The organism is Arthrobacter sp. zg-Y20, assembly GCF_030142075.1.
GTDB lineage: Bacteria > Actinomycetota > Actinomycetes > Actinomycetales > Micrococcaceae > Arthrobacter_B.
Genome location: NZ_CP126241.1, coordinates 794,954 through 811,420, shown reverse-complemented (window position 1 = coordinate 811,420; position 16,467 = coordinate 794,954). Strand labels below are relative to the sequence as shown.

The 16,467-nt window shown below is 69.3% G+C and carries 17 protein-coding genes; 7 read left to right on the top strand and 10 right to left on the bottom strand.

All coding sequences use genetic code 11. From position 1 onward, the window contains the following. Positions 1-2 precede the first annotated feature (2 nt). From QNO06_RS03900 to QNO06_RS03890, 3 genes are read left to right on the top strand one after another with little or no spacing between them, the layout of a single operon-like run. Positions 3-1,187 carry an HpcH/HpaI aldolase/citrate lyase family protein gene (locus tag QNO06_RS03900; protein ID WP_227913385.1) on the top strand — a complete coding sequence of 395 codons (1,185 nt, stop codon included), beginning with the start codon at positions 3-5 and terminating at the stop codon, positions 1,185-1,187. After that, a complete protein-coding gene (locus QNO06_RS03895) occupies positions 1,184-3,991 on the top strand; it encodes a phosphoribosyltransferase domain-containing protein (RefSeq protein ID WP_227913386.1) in 2,808 nt (935 codons plus the stop codon). Before QNO06_RS03900 ends, QNO06_RS03895 begins: the two co-directional genes overlap by 4 nt. Then, positions 3,988-4,794 carry an HAD family hydrolase gene (locus tag QNO06_RS03890; protein WP_227913387.1) on the top strand — a complete coding sequence of 269 codons (807 nt, stop codon included), beginning with the start codon at positions 3,988-3,990 and terminating at the stop codon, positions 4,792-4,794. The genes QNO06_RS03895 and QNO06_RS03890 overlap by 4 nt, the downstream gene beginning before the upstream one ends. 29 nt (positions 4,795-4,823) lie before the next feature. Here the strand turns inward: QNO06_RS03890 and QNO06_RS03885 are convergent, their stop codons facing one another. From QNO06_RS03885 to QNO06_RS03870, 4 genes are all read right to left on the bottom strand, one after another. Then, positions 4,824-5,228, bottom strand: a complete 405-nt coding sequence (locus QNO06_RS03885; RefSeq protein WP_227913388.1) for a hypothetical protein — start codon at positions 5,226-5,228, stop codon at positions 4,824-4,826. Positions 5,229-5,261: 33 nt separating this feature from the next. Then, positions 5,262-5,876, bottom strand: coding sequence for a hypothetical protein (locus tag QNO06_RS03880; protein ID WP_227913389.1), 615 nt, complete (start codon positions 5,874-5,876; stop codon positions 5,262-5,264). A 72-nt stretch (positions 5,877-5,948) separates the two neighbouring features. Continuing rightward, positions 5,949-6,341: a VOC family protein gene (locus QNO06_RS03875; protein WP_227913390.1), complete on the bottom strand. Its 393-nt coding sequence runs from the start codon at positions 6,339-6,341 to the stop codon at positions 5,949-5,951. 53 nt (positions 6,342-6,394) lie between these two features. Then, positions 6,395-6,745, bottom strand: a complete 351-nt coding sequence (locus tag QNO06_RS03870) for a winged helix-turn-helix transcriptional regulator (RefSeq protein ID WP_227913391.1) — start codon at positions 6,743-6,745, stop codon at positions 6,395-6,397. 79 nt (positions 6,746-6,824) lie between these two features. On the opposite strand from QNO06_RS03870, the gene QNO06_RS03865 reads away from it, so the two are divergent. Beyond that, the gene (locus QNO06_RS03865) at positions 6,825-7,481 is read left to right on the top strand and encodes an FMN-dependent NADH-azoreductase (protein ID WP_227913392.1); all 657 of its coding nucleotides are present in this window, start codon (positions 6,825-6,827) and stop codon (positions 7,479-7,481) included. Between the two features lie 99 nt (positions 7,482-7,580). Here the strand turns inward: QNO06_RS03865 and QNO06_RS03860 are convergent, their stop codons facing one another. Further along, a complete protein-coding gene (locus QNO06_RS03860) occupies positions 7,581-8,765 on the bottom strand; it encodes a thiolase family protein (protein ID WP_227913393.1) in 1,185 nt (394 codons plus the stop codon). 51 nt (positions 8,766-8,816) lie between these two features. After that, on the bottom strand, positions 8,817-9,938 hold the full coding sequence (locus tag QNO06_RS03855; protein ID WP_227913394.1) for a hypothetical protein: 1,122 nt from the start codon (positions 9,936-9,938) through the stop codon (positions 8,817-8,819). 296 nt (positions 9,939-10,234) lie between these two features. Between QNO06_RS03855 and QNO06_RS03850 the strand changes: the two genes are divergently transcribed. Then, the gene (locus tag QNO06_RS03850) at positions 10,235-11,428 is read left to right on the top strand and encodes an acyl-CoA dehydrogenase family protein (RefSeq protein WP_227913395.1); all 1,194 of its coding nucleotides are present in this window, start codon (positions 10,235-10,237) and stop codon (positions 11,426-11,428) included. Here QNO06_RS03850 and QNO06_RS03845 read toward each other — a convergent pair. Together QNO06_RS03845 and QNO06_RS03840 are read right to left on the bottom strand one after the other, a co-directional pair. Further along, the gene (locus QNO06_RS03845) at positions 11,425-12,597 is read right to left on the bottom strand and encodes a hypothetical protein (protein WP_227913396.1); all 1,173 of its coding nucleotides are present in this window, start codon (positions 12,595-12,597) and stop codon (positions 11,425-11,427) included. The two genes, QNO06_RS03850 and QNO06_RS03845, sit on opposite strands and share 4 nt — an antisense overlap. A 191-nt stretch (positions 12,598-12,788) precedes the next feature. Continuing rightward, positions 12,789-13,181 (bottom strand): excalibur calcium-binding domain-containing protein, encoded by a 393-nt coding sequence (locus QNO06_RS03840; protein WP_227913397.1) that lies wholly within the window; start codon positions 13,179-13,181, stop codon positions 12,789-12,791. On the opposite strand from QNO06_RS03840, the gene QNO06_RS03835 reads away from it, so the two are divergent. After that, entirely contained in the window at positions 13,162-13,623 is a 462-nt protein-coding gene (locus QNO06_RS03835) for a hypothetical protein (protein ID WP_227913398.1), read from the top strand. The two genes, QNO06_RS03840 and QNO06_RS03835, sit on opposite strands and share 20 nt — an antisense overlap. Before the next feature lie 227 nt (positions 13,624-13,850). Further along, positions 13,851-14,378, top strand: coding sequence for a hypothetical protein (locus tag QNO06_RS03830; protein WP_227913399.1), 528 nt, complete (start codon positions 13,851-13,853; stop codon positions 14,376-14,378). Between the two features lie 41 nt (positions 14,379-14,419). Here QNO06_RS03830 and QNO06_RS03825 read toward each other — a convergent pair whose 3' ends face one another. Next, a complete protein-coding gene (locus QNO06_RS03825) occupies positions 14,420-15,094 on the bottom strand; it encodes a response regulator transcription factor (RefSeq protein ID WP_227913400.1) in 675 nt (224 codons plus the stop codon). Continuing rightward, positions 15,091-16,320 (bottom strand): sensor histidine kinase, encoded by a 1,230-nt coding sequence (locus QNO06_RS03820; RefSeq protein WP_227913401.1) that lies wholly within the window; start codon positions 16,318-16,320, stop codon positions 15,091-15,093. Before QNO06_RS03820 ends, QNO06_RS03825 begins: the two co-directional genes overlap by 4 nt. Between the last annotated feature and the right edge of the window lie 147 nt (positions 16,321-16,467).

The window sequence follows — 16,467 nt, the reverse complement described above, 5'->3', positions numbered from 1 at the left end:
CCGTGCGCCACTTCTCCAGCCTCAGCGAGGCCGAAACCGCCCGCCTGTTCCACCGTCCGCCGCAGGACCTGGGCCTGGATTCCGACCCCGGCCTGCTGGCTACTGCGCTTGGCGCCACCCTGTACTGCCCCGGCACCCGCCCGGACCTGGTCAAGGATGTGCGCAAGCAGGCCGCCCGCGGCGTGCTGAGCATGGTGCTGTGCCTGGAGGATTCCATTGCGGACGCCGATGTTCCGGCGGCGGAAACCAATGTGGTGGGCGCCCTGGCCCAGCTGGAGCGGGAAAGCCGGAGCGGCGGCGCAGCGGACCTGATGCTTTTCGTCCGGGTACGCACCCCGGAACAGCTGCTCAGCCTGGCCGAACGCGCCGGCACGGCGCTGGACGTGCTCACTGGGTTCGTGATCCCGAAGTTCGAGAACACCACCGGGTCCGCGCAGCGTTTCCTGGACGCCCTGCACACCGTGAACGCGGCGCGTGAAGCTGCCGTGCCGGGGACCCGGCAGCTGCGGATCATGCCGATCCTGGAATCGCCGCTGATGATCCACGCCGAAACCCGCACATCCACCCTCACCGGGATACAGGACCTGCTGCAGGCAAACCGGGCTGATGTCCTCGCGGTGCGGATAGGCGCCACGGACATGTCCAGCGCCTACGGGCTGCGCCGGTCCCGGGACCTGACCATCTATGACGTCAAGGTGGTCTCCGCGGTGATCGGCGACATCGTGAACATCCTGGGCCGGCCGGACGGCTTCATCATCAGCGGACCGGTCTGGGAACACTACGGTTCCGGGGAACGGGTGCTGCGGTCCATGCTGCGCTCCACCCCGTTCGCGGAGGCGGACGAGCTGGGCCTGCGGCAGCGGTTGCTGACGGCGAACCTGGACGGGCTGATCCGCGAGATCGAACTGGACCTGGCCAATGGCCTGCTCGGCAAAACCGTTATCCATCCCTCGCACGTTCCGCTGGTCCACGCCATGTCCGTGATCAGCCACGAGGCCTACCTGGACGCCCTGCACATCTCCGGTGCGGCCGGCGGCGGGGCGGCGGCGTCCCCGTATAAAAACAAGATGAACGAAATGAAACCGCATCAGGCGTGGGCAGCTTCCACCCTCGTCCGGGCCGCCGCCTTCGGTGTGACCGCCCCCGACACCACCTATGTAGATCTTCTGGAAGCGAGCATGAATTGAGCCAGCACCCCTGGACCGGCGGGTTTGTCCACGAGGCCCTGGGCGTGCGGATCACCTCCGACCCCTCCGCGCTGCTGCCCGTGGAAGACCTGGTGGGCCTGGCGCTGCGCCGGAACCCGCGCCGGGCGCACCTCTTGGTCTCCCGCGTGCTGGCCAAGCACGTCCCCACCGAACCCGCCCTGGTGCTGGCCGCCGGCGAGCTGCTTGGCTCCCTGGCCGGCGCCGCGCTGGGCAGCACGGTGAACGAGGCCGTCCTGTGCTCGGTCGCGGCCGAGGTGCAGGCGGTGCTGCGCGGTGAAGGCGCGGCGGTCGACGGCGACGCCCGCGGCGCCGGCGCCCGCCCGGCTGCGGGCCGGTCGGCGCGCGCCCGGCTCATGCATGCCCGGGAACAGCTCTGGGACCTGCCGATTTCCCACCCCGAAGTATTGACCATCGGGTACGCGGAAACGGCCACCGGGCTGGGCCGGCTGGTCGCGGACACACTGGGCTCCTACTACATCCACTCCACCCGGCACGCCCCGGACGGCGCGCTGGCCTACGGCGCCTTCGAGGAAGCCCATTCGCACGCCACCTCGCACCGCCTGCTGCCCACCGACCCGGCCCTGCTGAACGGCAACGTCCCGGTGGTGCTCGTGGATGATGAGCTCAGCACCGGTGCCACGGTCATCAACACCATCGCCGAACTGCACGCCGCGGCCCCGCATCCGGTGTACGTGGTGGCCTCGCTGATTGACCTGCGTTCCGACGCCGACCGGGCGCGGTTCGACGAGCTGGCCGCCGCGCTGGGCTGCCGGATCGAAGTAGTTGCCCTCGGCACCGGCCGGATCGAGCTGGGCGAAGACATCCTGGCCCGGGCGCAGCAAGTCATCACTGCCCTGCCCGCCGCCGCAGGAAACGACGGCGCTGACCGCGCGGCAGTGGAGGCGACGGCGCAGAAACCGGGCACGCTGACCGTGCTGGACGCAGCGAAGGACTGCCAGCGGCCGCTGCGCAGCGACCGGTTCGGCAATCCCGCGGGAATGTCCTCTCAGTACCTGGGCACCCTGCCCGAGGCCCTGCCGGGCGCCGTGTCCGGCGAGGACCTGGCCGTCATCGCTGCCGCACTGCGCGCCGCCCTGCCCTCGAGCACCGGACCGGTGCTGGTGCTGGGCTGCGAGGAATTCATCCACGTGCCCCTAACCGTGGCCAACGCCCTGGCCGAAACCGGGCCGGTGCGTTTTTCCACCACCACCCGCTCCCCCATCGTGCCCATCGACCGGCCCGACTACGCCATCAACAACTCGGTGGACTTCGCCAGCCATGACCTCACCGAAGACGGCCCCGGCCCGCGGCACGCCTACAACGTGGGCCCGCGGCTCGGCACGGTCCAGGGCACGGGAGGGTCCGCGGTCGGTTTCGGCAGCATTGTCCTGGTGCCCGAACCTGGGACGGATCTGGCGTCCATCACCGGCCCGGGCAGCGTCACCGAGGCGCTGCGCACGGTGACTCCCGCCGTCGTCGTGCTGCTGGCCCCCGCGGACCTGCCCGCCGCCGATGAGTGGGCCGGACACCCGGCAGCCGCTCCCGCCGCGGTGCCGGTCTCCGCGGTGCCGGTTTCCGCGGTGCCGCTGACGGGACCGGAGTTCGGCTCCTATGCTGCCGAGGACGTGACCTGGCTGCTCAAGGACCTGCGCGATGCGCAGCTGGAGGCACCCACGGCCGAGCGGGAAGCGGCCATCCAGTCCGGCGGCGCGAATTATGCCGAGTCGCTGCCGATGGAATACCTGCCCTCGGCCCAGTACCAGGACCTGTACGAGGAGGCCCTGGTCCGCTCCGCACCCCGGGTGGCCGCCGCCGTCGGCACCGTCACCGAACTGGCGCTGGCGGCCCGTAACCGCGAGCCGGTGCTGGTGTCCCTGGCCCGGGCCGGTACACCCATCGGGATCCTGATGCGCCGCTGGGCGCAGCAGATGCACGGCCTGGACCTGCCGCACTACACCATGAGCATTGTGCGCGGGGTGGGCATGGATGAAACCGCGCTGCGCTTCCTCGCCTCCCGGTACGATCCGGCGCGGATCCTGTTTGTGGACGGCTGGACCGGTAAGGGCGCCATCACCCGCGAACTGACCGCCGCGTTGGAGAAGTTCGAGGCAACCGACGGCGTACGGTTCTCCGCGCAGCTGGCGGTGCTGGCCGATCCCGGGCATTCCGTGGAGCTGTTCGGCACCCGGGAGGATTACCTGATCCCCTCGGCCTGCTTGAATTCCACCGTTTCGGGCCTGGTATCCCGCACGGTGTTCAACAAGGAACTCATTGGACCGGAGGATTTCCACGGCGCGAAGTTCTACTCCCACCTGGCCGCAGCGGACGTTTCCCGGGACTTCCTGACCGCCGTGTCCGCGCATTTCGACGCCGTTCGGACCGCCGCCGTCGCGCATGCCGCCGAGCTGGCCGGCACCGACCGGACACCCACCTGGGTCGGCTGGGCCGCGGTGGAACGGCTGAGCGAGGAGTACGGCATCCATAACGTGAACCTGGTGAAGCCCGGGGTCGGCGAGACCACGCGGGTGCTGCTGCGCCGGGTGCCGTGGAAAGTACTGGTGCATCCGGCGGCCCGGACCGACGTGGCACATGTGCTGCTGCTGGCCGAACAGCGCGGCGTGCCGGTGGAGGAAGTCCCGGACCTGCCGTTCAGCTGCGTGGGCCTGATCCATCCCCTGTTCACCGCGGGGGCGGTGGGTGCGGACGGCAAGGCTGTTGCCGGTGCAGCGGCCGGCGCAGGGGCTCCAGCCGGTTCCGGAGCCGCCTCGGGGGCCGACGCGTGAGGACCCTCTTCGCCTCGGACCTGGACCGGACACTGATCTATTCCGCCAACGCCCTGTTCCTGGACACCGAGGATGCCGCCGCGCCGGGCCTGGTGGTCTCCGAGGTGTACGAGGGCAAACCGCTGTCCTTTATGACCCGTGCGGCCGAGGACCTGCTGGTGGCCGCCGCGGAGGCTGCAGTGTTTGTTCCCGTGACCACGCGCACGGTGGCCCAGTACCGGCGGATCCAGTTGCCCGCTCCGTCACCGGAGTACGCGGTGACCACCAACGGCGGGGTGATCCTGCACCACGGGGAGCCCGACGCCGACTGGCAGGACAAGGTCCGTTCCCTGGTGGCCGGCGGCTGCGCTCCCCTGGCCGAGGTGTCGGCGTATCTGGCCCGCCCGGAGTTCGCGGCCTGGACGCTGAAGCTGCGCACGGCTGAGGACCTGTTTGCCTACGCCGTGGTGGACCGGGCGGCACTGCCGGGGCAGTTCCTGCTGGAGCTGGAGACCTGGTGTACGGAGCGCGGCTGGACTGTCTCGCTGCAGGGCCGCAAGCTGTACTGCGTGCCGGTGCCCGTGACCAAGCAGGATGCCGTGGCCGAGGTTGCCCGCCGGACCGGGGCGGAGCGCATCATCACTGCCGGGGATTCGCTGCTGGACCGGCCGATGCTCCAGGCCGCCGACGTCGCCTTCCGCCCCGCGCACGGCGAGCTGGACGACGCCGGCTACCGCGACCGGCACCTGCAGGTCACCGCGGCCCGTGGAGTGCTGGCCGGGGAGGAGATCCTGCGGCGGGTGCTCGGGCTGGTGCGGGGCTAGAAACTGATGGGTGGCGGGGAAGGGACGGGTCAGGAGACGGGCCGGGTTATGCCGAGCGTCCCGGCCGCGTAACTGAGGAATTCCTCTATCCGCCGGTTGAACGTTTCCGGCACCCCGAAGGACTTGCCGCTTCCCATGCGGAAACCGAAGGTGTCTCGGGCATACACCTCCACCGCAGTGCCCGTGCCGAATCCGGAGGCAGTGAACGTCAGGGCGATCGGCAGGTGTTTGCGCCCTTCTTCGGTCATGTTGCCCCACATCCGGTATTCCGCATTGGACCCGAGGTGCACCTCCACCGAGGACTTTTCCCGCCGGACATCTTCACCGTGAAAGGAAAAGGCCGCGGCCAGGGTTGCCAGGACCGCCTGCGGAGGCTGAGGCGCTGTCCACTGTTCCTTCTTCTCCACAATCGGTTTGGTGCTGAACAATGCCATGGCAATTCCCCCTTTTGATGCCTGGATTAAGATTTAGCCGATACCGAGCGCATAGAAGGCCTGCTCATAAAGGGCGGCCGATTCGTCGCCGAGCTTTCCGGTCACGCGGAGGAGCGCCGTTCCCTGCAGATACATGTATTCCCGTTTGTAGGCGGCGCCCAGGGCCAAGTGCTCCTGCAGCTGGGCGAAGCGCGACTGGGCTTCTGCTTCGGTGGCGAAGACTTCCACCACAGCCCCTCCAACAACGCTGTTCTCCGGCGCGGCTGCGGAGGCGTCGGCGATCCACGCCGCCGAGGTGTAATAGCCCGGCTGGCCGATGAATCCGCCCGGGTCATTCTCCGGCGTTACTTCAGTGACCGAGGTGATGCCGGGGACAACTGCCTGCAGCTGCTGGGCAATGGCTATGGCGGTGACGGGCTCGGCCGGGGTGGCCGGCGCCGGCGGGGAAGGGGTTGGCGGGGGCGTTAGCGTCGGCGTCGGAGTGGGGGCGGGCGACGGCGGGGCCGGCGGAGTTGTCGCGGCGGACGACGACGCGCTCCGGGAAGGCGTGGCCGGAGCGGATTCCTTGGCTGCCTCGGCGGAGGATGAACATCCCGCTAATCCGACAGCCGCGGCGAGCAACAGCACGGCAATGCTTCCCTTTTGCATTCTTCCCCCCAATTAGAGACCTGGTATGAGCACAGCCTACTCCGCGGGATCGCTGCTTTCTCCGCCGGAAACCTAGACGGCGTACCGTTCCGCGTGGCTGCGCAGGATGCAGAATTCGTTGCCTTCCGGGTCGGCCAGTACCACCCAGCCGGTTCCATCCGGGCGGCGCTGGTCGTCGACCTGCGTGGCGCCCAGGGTCAGCAGCCGCGCGAGCTCCGCATCGCGGCCGCCCGCTTCGCCCGGCTGCAGGTCCAGATGCAGGCGGTTCTTGACCTGTTTGCGGTCCGGCACCTTGATAAACAGCAGCCGCTGGGAGCCGTCGGGCGAGTAGATCATGCACTCGTCGTCGCCGGGCCCAAAGGGCTCCTTCGGATCTGCATGGAAGTCGAGCACCTGTGCCCAGAACACGGACTGCGCGTACGGGTCGAGGCTGTCAAAGGTTGTGTGGGAGATCGAAGCAGTCATGCGGGGAAGCCTACGGCCCGTTGCGGAGGTTTTGTCGCCGGCCCGCCGGGCGGTCACCGCTCGGGCTGCTCCTCCGGCTGGGGAAGGTGAGCTGTTGCCCACTGCCCCAGTTGCCGCAGCAACGGCACCAGCTGCTCGCCGCTGGGCGTCAGGGTGTACGCCACCGAGATCGGCGGGCCGGGCTCCACAACGCGCGTCAGCAGCAGGGCCTCGGCCAGCTCGGTGAGTCGGTCGGAGAGTACGGCGTCGCTGATTCCCTCCACGGATCGCCGCAGGGCCGCGAAGGATAACGGCCCGGCGCTGAGGGCATCCACAATCATCCCGTTCCAGCGCTTGCCCAGGATGGTGAAGGCAAGGCTGACCGCGGAATCACATGTGTGCATTGAAACGGGGCCTCTATCCATACGGCGATTCTACCGCTACAGTCAGCCTAGTCGCTCTGGAAAACAGAGTTACTAAGGAACTTATTGATCGGAGACCCCCATGACTCTCTTCCGCCTGGATGCCAGCATCCTGCCCGCCACGTCCGCCAGCCGTGCCCTCGGCGACCTCGTCGAGGAGCAGTGGACTACCGCTCACCCTGATTCCAGCGTTCGACGCCGCGACCTTGCCGCTGAACCGATCCCCACCGGGGTCTGGCAGGACGCCGTCCTGGGCGGCTTCTCTCCGGAAGAGGCCCGCACCGAGGAGCAGCACCGGGCCCTCGGCTTCGCCACCGAACTGGCTGACGAACTGACCGGTGCCGATGCCCTGCTGTTCACCGTTCCCCTGTATAACTTCGGCGTCTCGCAGCATTTCAAGACCTGGTTCGACCTCGCCTACACCGATCCCCGGATCAGCCCGGAGGGCACCGCACTGCGCGGCAAGCCGGCCGTGCTGGTCACCTCGCTGGGCGGAAACTACAACCCGGGCACTCCCAAGGAGGGGTGGGACCACTCCACCCCCTGGCTGCGCCGTGTACTGGCGGACGTCTGGGGCCTGGACCTGCGCGTTGTCGAGCGCCCCTTCACCCTCGTGGGCATGAACCCCGCCCTGGATCCGTTCAAGGACATGGCCGCCGCCCTGAAGGAGGAAGCGGAAACCGCCGCGGTGAAGTTCGGCCGGGAACTGGCCGGGCTGCGCCCCAGCCCCCTCGGCTAGGCTCCCTCCGTACACGCACCACCACCACGCGCGCTGGTCGGCCGTCCGAGGACAAAGCGGCACCCGCCCAAAGGCCGGGTGCCGCTTTGCTGCCAGTGGCTACACCCGTTCCAACAGCATCGACACACCCTGGCCGAGCCCCACGCACATAGTCGCCAGGCCACGCGATGCACCCTCGCGCTCCATCCGGTTCAACAGGGTCACCGTGATCCGCGACCCGGACGAACCGAGCGCGTGCCCGAGCGCAATGGCCCCGCCGTCGCGGTTCACCAGCTCCTCGTCCAGGCCGAGTTGCCGGATGCAGGCCAGGGACTGCGCGGCGAACGCCTCGTTCAGTTCCACCGCACCGATGTCCCCCAGCGACCAGCCGGTCCGGTCCAGCACTTTCCGGGTGGCCGGCACCGGGCCGATGCCCATGACCGCCGGCTCCACCCCGGCGGAGGCGCCGTCCACAATCCGGGCGCGGGCGTGCAGCCCGAGCGTGCGCACCGCGTCGGCGCTGGCGACGACGACGGCGGACGCGCCGTCGTTCAGCGAGCTGGCGTTCCCGGCGGTCACCACGCCGTCGGGCCGCACGATGGGCCGCAGCTTCGCCAGCGCCTCGGCGCTGGTCTCCCGGCGCGGACCCTCATCGGTCTTCACCACGCCCTTTTTCGTTTCCACCGACACGATTTCCGCCGCGAACCGGCCCTCCTCCACGGCGGCGAGCGCCCGGGTGTGCGAGCGCAGCGCAAAGGCGTCCGAGTCTTCCCGGCTGATCCTTTCCCGGGAGGCCAGTTCCTCCGCGGTTTCGGGCATGGAATAAGTGGTGCCGGGCAGGTCGTAGAACTTCGGGTTGGTGAACCGGGCGCCGATGGCCGAGTCTGCCAGCTCCCCGGGCTTCGCAAACGCCTTCTCCGGTTTGGCCAGCACCCATGGCGCACGGGACATCGACTCCACTCCCCCGGCCACCACCACATCCGCCGCCCCGGACTTCACCATCTGGGAAGCCAAGAGGATCGCGCTGAGCCCGGAGGCGCAGAGCCTGTTCACGGTCATGGCCGGCACGGTGTCCGGGAATCCGGCCAGCAGGGTCGCCATCCGCGCCACGTTCCGGTTGTCCTCTCCGGCCTGGTTGGTGCAGCCCAGCAGCACCTCGTCCACGTCGGCGGGGTCCAGTCCGGCGCGGGCGACGACGTCGGCGAGCACCAGCGCAGCCAGATCGTCGGGCCGGACGGAGGACAGGGCACCGCCGTAGCGGCCCACGGGAGTACGGACGCCGGAAATCAGATAGGCCTCAGTCATGCTGGCCATCGTACTGTGATGCGGGCCACTTAGGGGTTCCGGCGGCGGTGCCTAGGTGCCGCTGGTTGGGGACTGTGGGGTGCCTGCCGGCGGGGTGCCCGACGGCGATGGTACGGACGGCGATGGGGTCGACGGCGGCGTTGGGGCGGTCGGGACCGGAACGGGGACCATCGTTGGTGTGGGCGTTGCGGTTGGAGTGGGTGCCGGAGCAGGCGGGGTCGGACATGGCGGCGGCGGAGTGGGCGGATCCGTAGGCAGTGGTTCCGCCGGCACTGGCGGTGCCGCGGGCAGCGTCGGCACTGGCTGGCTGGTGTGCTCCCGGGCTGCGTTCCGGCGCGCGGCATCCGCTTGGCGGTGCGCCTCCGCCCGCTCGGCGGCAACACGGGCGTTCTCCACCGCTGCCTGCTCAGCCGCCGCCTTCTCCGCTGCTGCACGCTGTTCGGCGGCCTGCCGATCTGCGTCGAGTCCGGCCCGCAGCCGTTCAGTTTCCGCACGGTCCGCGGCTGCCTGCCGGTTGAGCCGGTCGGTGGCGGCACGCGCCGCAGTGATCCGCTCCGCAGAGGCCCGGTCCATCCACACCAGCTTCCCGGCCATGTCCCGGGTGCAGCGGTAGGCCGTCCGGCCCTGCGTGCGCGCGGCCCCGTCCGGGGAACAGCGCCGGTTCATCAGCGATGCCTCCTGCCCGGCGGTCGGCGACGGCGGGCTCGCTGCCTTGCTGCGCGGCGGCGTCGGCGGGTCCACATCCACCTGCGGGCTGGGTGCCCGTTCCAGCAGGCCGCCGCGCTGCGGGGACGGCCCAGGTTCGAGCGGTGCGATAACGCCCAGTGCCGCGGCGGGCCGCTCGGTCCCCACCGAGGGGGCGGCCATGCTGGTGGCCACCGTACCGACAGCCAGCACGACGACGCTGCCGGCCAACGCCGCTTTCCGCTGCCTGCCGGTGTCCAGTCCGGCCCATGACTGCCGGTGCAGCGCCAGCGCGTACACCCCCGTGAGCAGCAGCAGGAAACCGGCCACCAGGATCCAGACGGCCAGGCCCATCACCCCGAAAAACGCCGCTACGCCAAGCAGAACTGCGGCGCCGACGACGACGGGCCAGGCCGAGCGCGGGGTTTGGCCCGGGACCTGCGGGCGGCGCCGGCGCGGACCGCGCGGCGGAGTGGGGTCGTAGAGCATAGCGCCTCGAGGAGGAGATTCAGCTCGTCAGCAGCGGCCGTCCGGACCCCATGCACCCGTCCACGGCCAGTGCCCTTGGCATCAACGGTAGGCGCGGCCACGGGCAAACCTCTAGGGGTGGGGCGAACATCGCCCGCCGCGACCGGCAACGACGGCGCCGTCGCCCCGCCGCCGCCCCGGTGCGACCGGCACCCCGACGTCCCCGCCTCGACGCCGCCCCTTTGCAGGCTAATCCCCGCACGCTCCGCTAGCATTCCTCATGCCCTTCTTTACCCTGCCAACGCGAAGGCCTCCCCGTGACAACTGTTGACTCCCTCCCGGATAGCTCACTGCCGGTTCCCGGAGACCTGATCGACTTCGACGGCCTCCTGACCGCGGAGGAGATCGCACTGCGCGACACCGTCCGCGCCTTCGTGGCCGCCGAAATCAAGCCGAACATCGCCCGCTGGTACGAGGACGCGGAGTTCCCGCTGGAGATCGTCCCTCAGCTGGCTCGGCTCGGGCTGCTCGGCATGCATCTGGAGGGCTATGGCTGTGCCGGCCGCTCCGCCGTCGAGTACGGGCTGGCCGCCGCGGAACTGGAGGCCGGGGACTCCGGGCTACGGACCTTCGTCTCGGTGCAGGGCTCGCTGGCCATGTCCGCCATCCACAAGCACGGCTCCGAGGAACAGAAGCAGCGCTGGCTGCCGGCTATGGCCGCCGGCGAGGCGATCGGCTGCTTCGGCCTCACCGAGCCCACCGCCGGGTCGGATCCCGCCGGCATGAGCACCTTCGCCCGGCGCGACGGCGGCGACTGGGTCCTCAGCGGCACCAAACGCTGGATCGGACTGGCCTCGGTGGCGCAGGTAGCCGTGATTTGGGCGCAGACCGACGGCGGCATCCGCGGCTTTGTGGTTCCCACCGACACCCCCGGCTTCACCGCCACCCCCATTGAACCGAAGCTCTCCATGCGCGCCTCCATCCAATGCGACGTCCGGCTCGACGACGTCCGCCTGCCCGCCGACGCTGTCCTGCCCGGCGTCGTGGGCCTCAAAGGGCCGTTCTCCTGCCTGAACGAGGCCCGCTACGGCATCATCTGGGGTGCCATGGGCGCCGCCCGGGATGCCTTCGAAGACGCGCTGGCCTATTCCCGGACCCGGATGCAGTTCGACAAACCCCTGGCCGGGTACCAGCTGACCCAGCAGAAACTGGTGGACATGGCCCTTGAAATTAACAAGGGCTTCCTGCTCGCCCTGCACATCGGCCGGAAGAAAGACGCCGGCACGCTGGGCCTGCACCAGATCTCGCTGGGCAAGCTGAACAACTGCCGCGAAGCCATTGCCGTCTGCCGCGAGGCCCGCACCCTGCTGGGCGGCAACGGCATCACCCTGGACTACTCGCCGCTGCGCCACGCCAACAACCTGGAATCGGTGCGCACCTACGAGGGCACCGACGAGGTCCACACCCTCATCCTGGGCCAGCACCTCACCGGAATGGCAGCGTTCCGCTAAACCGGTGCCAGGGTCTGCGCTGCCTCCAGGTCCTGCTGGTCGGTGTCCGCGTCCCGGGTCGGCGCCGGGGGCGACACCGGAGGCGTAACCGAGCGGCCCGACGGCGGCGGCACAGTCGGATCCGGAGGTGCGGGCGGGTTCGGGGGCACGCGGGGGTCCGGCGGCACAGTGGGGTCCGGCTGCGGCGGGGTCGGCGGTACGGTGGGGTCCGGCGTACCGGGGGCAGGCGGTGGCGTTACCGGGTCCGGCGTGCCCGGGGCGGGAGTTCCCGGGTCCGGTGTTCCCGGCGGTGGCGTGCCCGGTGCCGGGGTTGGCGTCGTCGGGTCCGGCGTTGCCGGTTCGGTGGGGTCAGGCGGGGACGGCGGATCCGGAGGTCCTGGCTCGCCCGGAACTTCGGGCGGAGGTGCAGGCGGCAGGGTGGTGGAGGGGTTTTGTTCGGCGGCCCGGCGCGCGGCTTCCCGGGCTTGCTGTTCGGCCCGGAGCCTGTCCGCTTCAGCGCGTTGCGCCACGGCCCGCGCTTCGACAAGCAGGTCCGCTGTTGCCCTATCCATCCAAACCAGCTCCCCTGCGGTGTTGGCCGTGCAACGGTATTCGATCTCGCGCTGCAGCCGCGTTGCACCGTCGGCGGTGCACGGCGAGTTGGCCAGTGCGGCTTCGGCCGCCGGGCTGCTTTCCGGTGTGTCCGCGGGCAGGCGAGCGCCCTGCACATCGGCGCGGACATCCTGCGGCCGCGGGTCTGCGGTCTCGGGCGAAGACGGCTGCGGCTGCGTCGCAGGGGGCGGCGGGGCCGCGGCGGCGCCGTCGTTGGTGGTGCGTGCCGGCTGCGGCACGGACATCACCCCCGCAACCACGCCCATCACCAGCACCACGCCGCTGACCGAGAGGGCGAATTTCCGCTGCTGCAGCGTGTTCAGCCCGGCCCAGCTGCGGCGCCGGAAACCCAGGGCATAGAGGGCGCTGCACAGCAGCAGGACTCCGGCGGCCAGGATCCACACCGCTACCCCGCCAACTCCCTGAAGTACCGCAACCCACAGCAGTGCCGCCACCACTCCGAGGACTGGCCAAGCGGTGCGGGGATTGCGGAGCGGTGAGGGTCGGGCATTGGCCGACGGGCCGGCGGAGGAAACGGACTCGGGATCCGGCTGGTCGGGCGTGGGCTGGTGGGACATAGGGCCTCGGCGGGACGGTGCCGGTGCGCTCCCGCCGCTGACGGTTGGGATTGGTCCGGCGTCTGTTGCAGCAGCTACCGTCCGGGTTCGAGGCTCCGTGAGCTCCGGCGGGGGCTGCCCTTGGAACCACGCTAGGCGGCTCCAAGGGCAACATCTAGGGGTTGCCGAAACTGGTTGCTACGACGCCGCGGTCAGTCACCGGCGCAGGCAACGCCGTCACCGTCGCGGTCCAGACGCGGAGTTTCATAACCTGGCTGGCCCGCATACAGGGGCGCGGCACCTGCGGCCTGAACGGCCTTGCAGTTCGCGTAGTAAACGTAGGCCGGGGCGGGCGGTGCAACATACTGCTGGCGTGCCTGTTCGTCCGCTACCCGCTGGGCTTCGGCAGCAGCGGCGGCGGCGTGCTCATCCGCTACCCGCTGGGCTTCGGCAGCCGCAGCGGCGGCGGCTTCGTCGGCAAGGCGCTGCTGTTCGGCCGCTTCGGCAGCTGCCGCCGCTTCCTCGGCTGCTTTCTTGTCAGCAGCCTCCTTATCGGCCTTTTCCTGGCGTGCGGCAAGGATCTTCGTGGAATCGTCTTTAGTCATCCAGACGAGCTTGCCGTTGTCATTTTCCGTGCATACATACACGGTGCTCTGCGCGCTGGGCGTCGCCGAGGGGGACGCCTTTATGGTCGTGGGTGAGGACGACGGCGAAGCGGTGGCCGATGCCTTGGCGGTCGAGCCCCTCGTGCTGCTGGACGGCGTCGGCGTCGCTGTCTGCTTGACCGTCTGCGTGACTCCGGCTGATTTGCAGGCCTGGTTGGCAACAACGGTCGGCGTCGGCGAAGCCGATGCGGTGGATTTGGTGGGCGACGGCGTTGCGGACGCCGTCGGCTCGGACCCTTCCGACCCGCCACCGCAAGCGGTGAGGGCCAGGACCGCAGTCAGGGTGACCGCGCCTAACGATAGTGAACGGGCGCGAGGCAGAAATGACATGGATCCCCCAGGAAAGAAAGCGTGTGAAAGTGGATGCGAACGCATCGAGTGACACAGTAGCAGCCCGCGGGCCGAAATGTTACCGACCAGTAACCAGATTCTCATCAGCCGTCCGAATCCAAGTAGTTGAGGCACCTTGACCGCCGATTCGAGGCCCGCAGCTCTTCTGCTCCCCCGGCTTCTCTGGCTTGTCCCCGCCCGGGCACGTAGCTTCCATCCCCCTGTGACCAGGCGCCACCGGCGCACGCACGGTGATCGGGTGAGCTTCGGAGGCGCGTTATGGACTGGCTGCTTGTTCTGACCGTGGTGCTGGTGCTTGCGGTCGGCTTTGCCACCGGCTGGCTGGCCAAGGCGTCCGTCGACCGGCGGGAGGGGTCGCGCGCCCTGAACGAGCTGGTGACGTACCTGCACCTGAAGCAGACCCTGGCGCCCATAGAGCCGCGGGCGGCAACCCCGGGGCCGGAGGTGGACCGAGCCCGGTCCGCAGTGGCCGACCTCCGGGAGAAAGTGATCGAAACCCTGGCACAGGTACACACCCGGTCCGGAGCCAACGAAGTGCTGATGCGCATGGCCGCAGCATGCACCCGGTATTTGCGCGTGGCCGGCGACGATCCCGCACGTTATCAGTTCGAGCTCATGGAACTGCGCCGGGGCCTGGTCGGGGAACTGCGGATCCTCAGCGACGGCCGGCGGGACGTGCTGTACCGCGGACCGGGCGAGCACGGAGCGGAACGTGCAGCCCGGAAAGCGGCGCCGAAAAAGAAGTCGGACCGGCCGCGGAAACGAGGCGACCACCTCGCCCGCTGACCCGGCCGCACCCCGCTGACGCTCCCCGGACGCTTCCCCCGTCAGCCGCCAACCCGGGGCAGGGGCACAACGCCGTTCCGGAACGCCCACACCACGGCCTGCATCCGGTCGCGGGCCCCGGTTTTCGTCAAGATTCCCGCCACGTGGTACTTCACGGTGGTGGCCTCCACGAACAGCCGCTCACTGATCTCCTGCGTTGACAGCCCTTCACACAGGAGCGTCAGGATTTCGGTCTCCCGCGCTGTCAGCGGCACAACCAGCGACGCCGGCGCGCTGCGCGGCCCGGCGGTCCGGTTAGCGAACTCAATCAGCACGCGGCGGGTCAGACGCTGATCCAGGGTGCCGTCCCCGCGGGCGACGGAACGGATTGCACCCAGCAGGGCGTCCTCGTCGGCTCCTTTCAGCAGGAACCCGGAGGCTCCGGCTTCGAGGGCACCGAAAACATAATCATCGAGTTCGAAGGTGGTGAGCATCAGCACCCCCGTAGTGTTCTGCGGATCGCCGGTGATGGTCCGCGTCGCAGCGATGCCGTTGAGGCCCGGCATCCGGATGTCCATGCAGATGACGTCCGGGCGCAGCTCGCGCACCAGCGCCACGGCCTCGTTTCCGTCGCTGGCCTCACCCACCACCTCGACGTCGGAGCCGGCTTCCAGGATTACCCGGAGTCCGGCCCGCACAATCGCTTGGTCGTCGGCAATGGCTACTGTGATCGTCATGTCTCGTCCTCATAGGGAATCACCAGGGTATTGGTCCAGCCGCCGTCGTCATCGGCCCCTGTGCGCAGGGTTGCGCCGATCAGTTCCGCACGCTCGGCCATGCCGATCAAACCGTACCCGGAACGCGATCCCTGCCGCGGTTTAGCCGACGGCGCGTCATTGGCAACCGTCAGCCGCACCGACGTCGGCCCGTAGTCCACGCGGACAGCACGGGATGCACCGGGAGCGTGGTTCAGCGCATTGGCGAGGGACTCCTGGACCATCCGGTACGCCGCGATCCCCGCCAGCGGCCGGAGCTCCCGCGGCGTCCCGGACTCTTCAAAGCGGACTTGGGTCCCCGCCTGCGATGCTTCGGCCACCAGCGCCGGAAGGTTCTCCATGGAGGCAACGGGCGCAAGCTCGCCTTCGGCGTCGGGCCGCAGGAGCCCCACCGTTTGGCGGAGGCTGTCCAGTGTGGTCCTCGCGGCGCGCTGCACCTGGCGGATGTATTCGCCGGCTTCCTCAGGGTCGGAGGTCCGCAGTGCCTGTGCAGCCTGGGCGCTGACAATGATGCCGGTCAGATGGTGGGCCGCGACGTCGTGCAGTTCCCGGGCCATCAGTGTCCGCTCCCGCAGCACGGCCTCTTCGGCCAGGCGTTCCTTTTCGCGTTCCGCGGCTTCGGCCCGCTCCTGCAGGGCCGCCAAGAGCCGGACCCGCCCGCCGATAATCTCGGCGGCAACCACTCCCAGCCCAAAGACCAAAGCGGTTCGTGCCGCCGCAAAGGTCGGAATGAGTTCGACAGGAACCACGGCGCTGGCCTGCACGGCGAACATCGTCACGACGACGGCGGCCGCGGCAAGCCCTGCCGGCACCAGATAACGTTTCGGGCCGGCGGTTTCACGGACATAGGCATACACGGCAACTATTACCGCAAGAGTTCCGGTGCCCACCTCGCCCGCGGAAAACAACAATGTGAGGCCGTCCAGGGCGGTGACCAAAAGGAGAACACCGAACGGAAAACGGTGGCGTGCGGGCAATACCGCTGCCTGGGCCAGCATCAGCAGAACCGGCATCAAATCCAGCGGACCTTTAACCGAATCCGCCTCGAAGGTGAGGACGCCCCACACATATCCCACTGCCAGCAAAACAATGAGCACGGTGGGCGCGAACTTCCAGCGGGCCTTCCGCGCCCGGGGCTGGGGCTGGGCCTGGGCCTGGGCCGGGGCCGGGCCGGAATTGATGAGCATCGGATCATTCTCGCTTACCCCAGACGGAGGGCGCCCTATCCGCGAGAACAGGTCCGATCCTGTTCGCAGGCCGGGGGCGCTGCGTTCCGCTTCCGGGAAGGCTGGTTCTCACCACCAACCGAGGGCAACGAGCACCAGGTGCCCCGC

What these genes read in the sequence shown, in the direction of transcription:
- QNO06_RS03820 (WP_227913401.1), bottom strand. Translation starts at nt 16,320, where the DNA reads ATGCTCATCAATTCCGGCCCGGCCCCGGCCCAGGCCCAGGCCCAGCCC.
- QNO06_RS03880 (WP_227913389.1), bottom strand. Translation starts at nt 5,876, where the DNA reads ATGCAAAAGGGAAGCATTGCCGTGCTGTTGCTCGCCGCGGCTGTCGGA.
- QNO06_RS03825 (WP_227913400.1), bottom strand. Translation starts at nt 15,094, where the DNA reads ATGACGATCACAGTAGCCATTGCCGACGACCAAGCGATTGTGCGGGCC.
- QNO06_RS03870 (WP_227913391.1), bottom strand. Translation starts at nt 6,745, where the DNA reads ATGGATAGAGGCCCCGTTTCAATGCACACATGTGATTCCGCGGTCAGC.
- QNO06_RS03855 (WP_227913394.1), bottom strand. Translation starts at nt 9,938, where the DNA reads ATGCTCTACGACCCCACTCCGCCGCGCGGTCCGCGCCGGCGCCGCCCG.
- QNO06_RS03830 (WP_227913399.1), top strand. Translation starts at nt 13,851, where the DNA reads ATGGACTGGCTGCTTGTTCTGACCGTGGTGCTGGTGCTTGCGGTCGGC.
- QNO06_RS03840 (WP_227913397.1), bottom strand. Translation starts at nt 13,181, where the DNA reads ATGACTAAAGACGATTCCACGAAGATCCTTGCCGCACGCCAGGAAAAG.
- QNO06_RS03865 (WP_227913392.1), top strand. Translation starts at nt 6,825, where the DNA reads ATGACTCTCTTCCGCCTGGATGCCAGCATCCTGCCCGCCACGTCCGCC.
- QNO06_RS03885 (WP_227913388.1), bottom strand. Translation starts at nt 5,228, where the DNA reads ATGGCATTGTTCAGCACCAAACCGATTGTGGAGAAGAAGGAACAGTGG.
- QNO06_RS03860 (WP_227913393.1), bottom strand. Translation starts at nt 8,765, where the DNA reads ATGACTGAGGCCTATCTGATTTCCGGCGTCCGTACTCCCGTGGGCCGC.
- QNO06_RS03875 (WP_227913390.1), bottom strand. Translation starts at nt 6,341, where the DNA reads ATGACTGCTTCGATCTCCCACACAACCTTTGACAGCCTCGACCCGTAC.
- QNO06_RS03845 (WP_227913396.1), bottom strand. Translation starts at nt 12,597, where the DNA reads ATGTCCCACCAGCCCACGCCCGACCAGCCGGATCCCGAGTCCGTTTCC.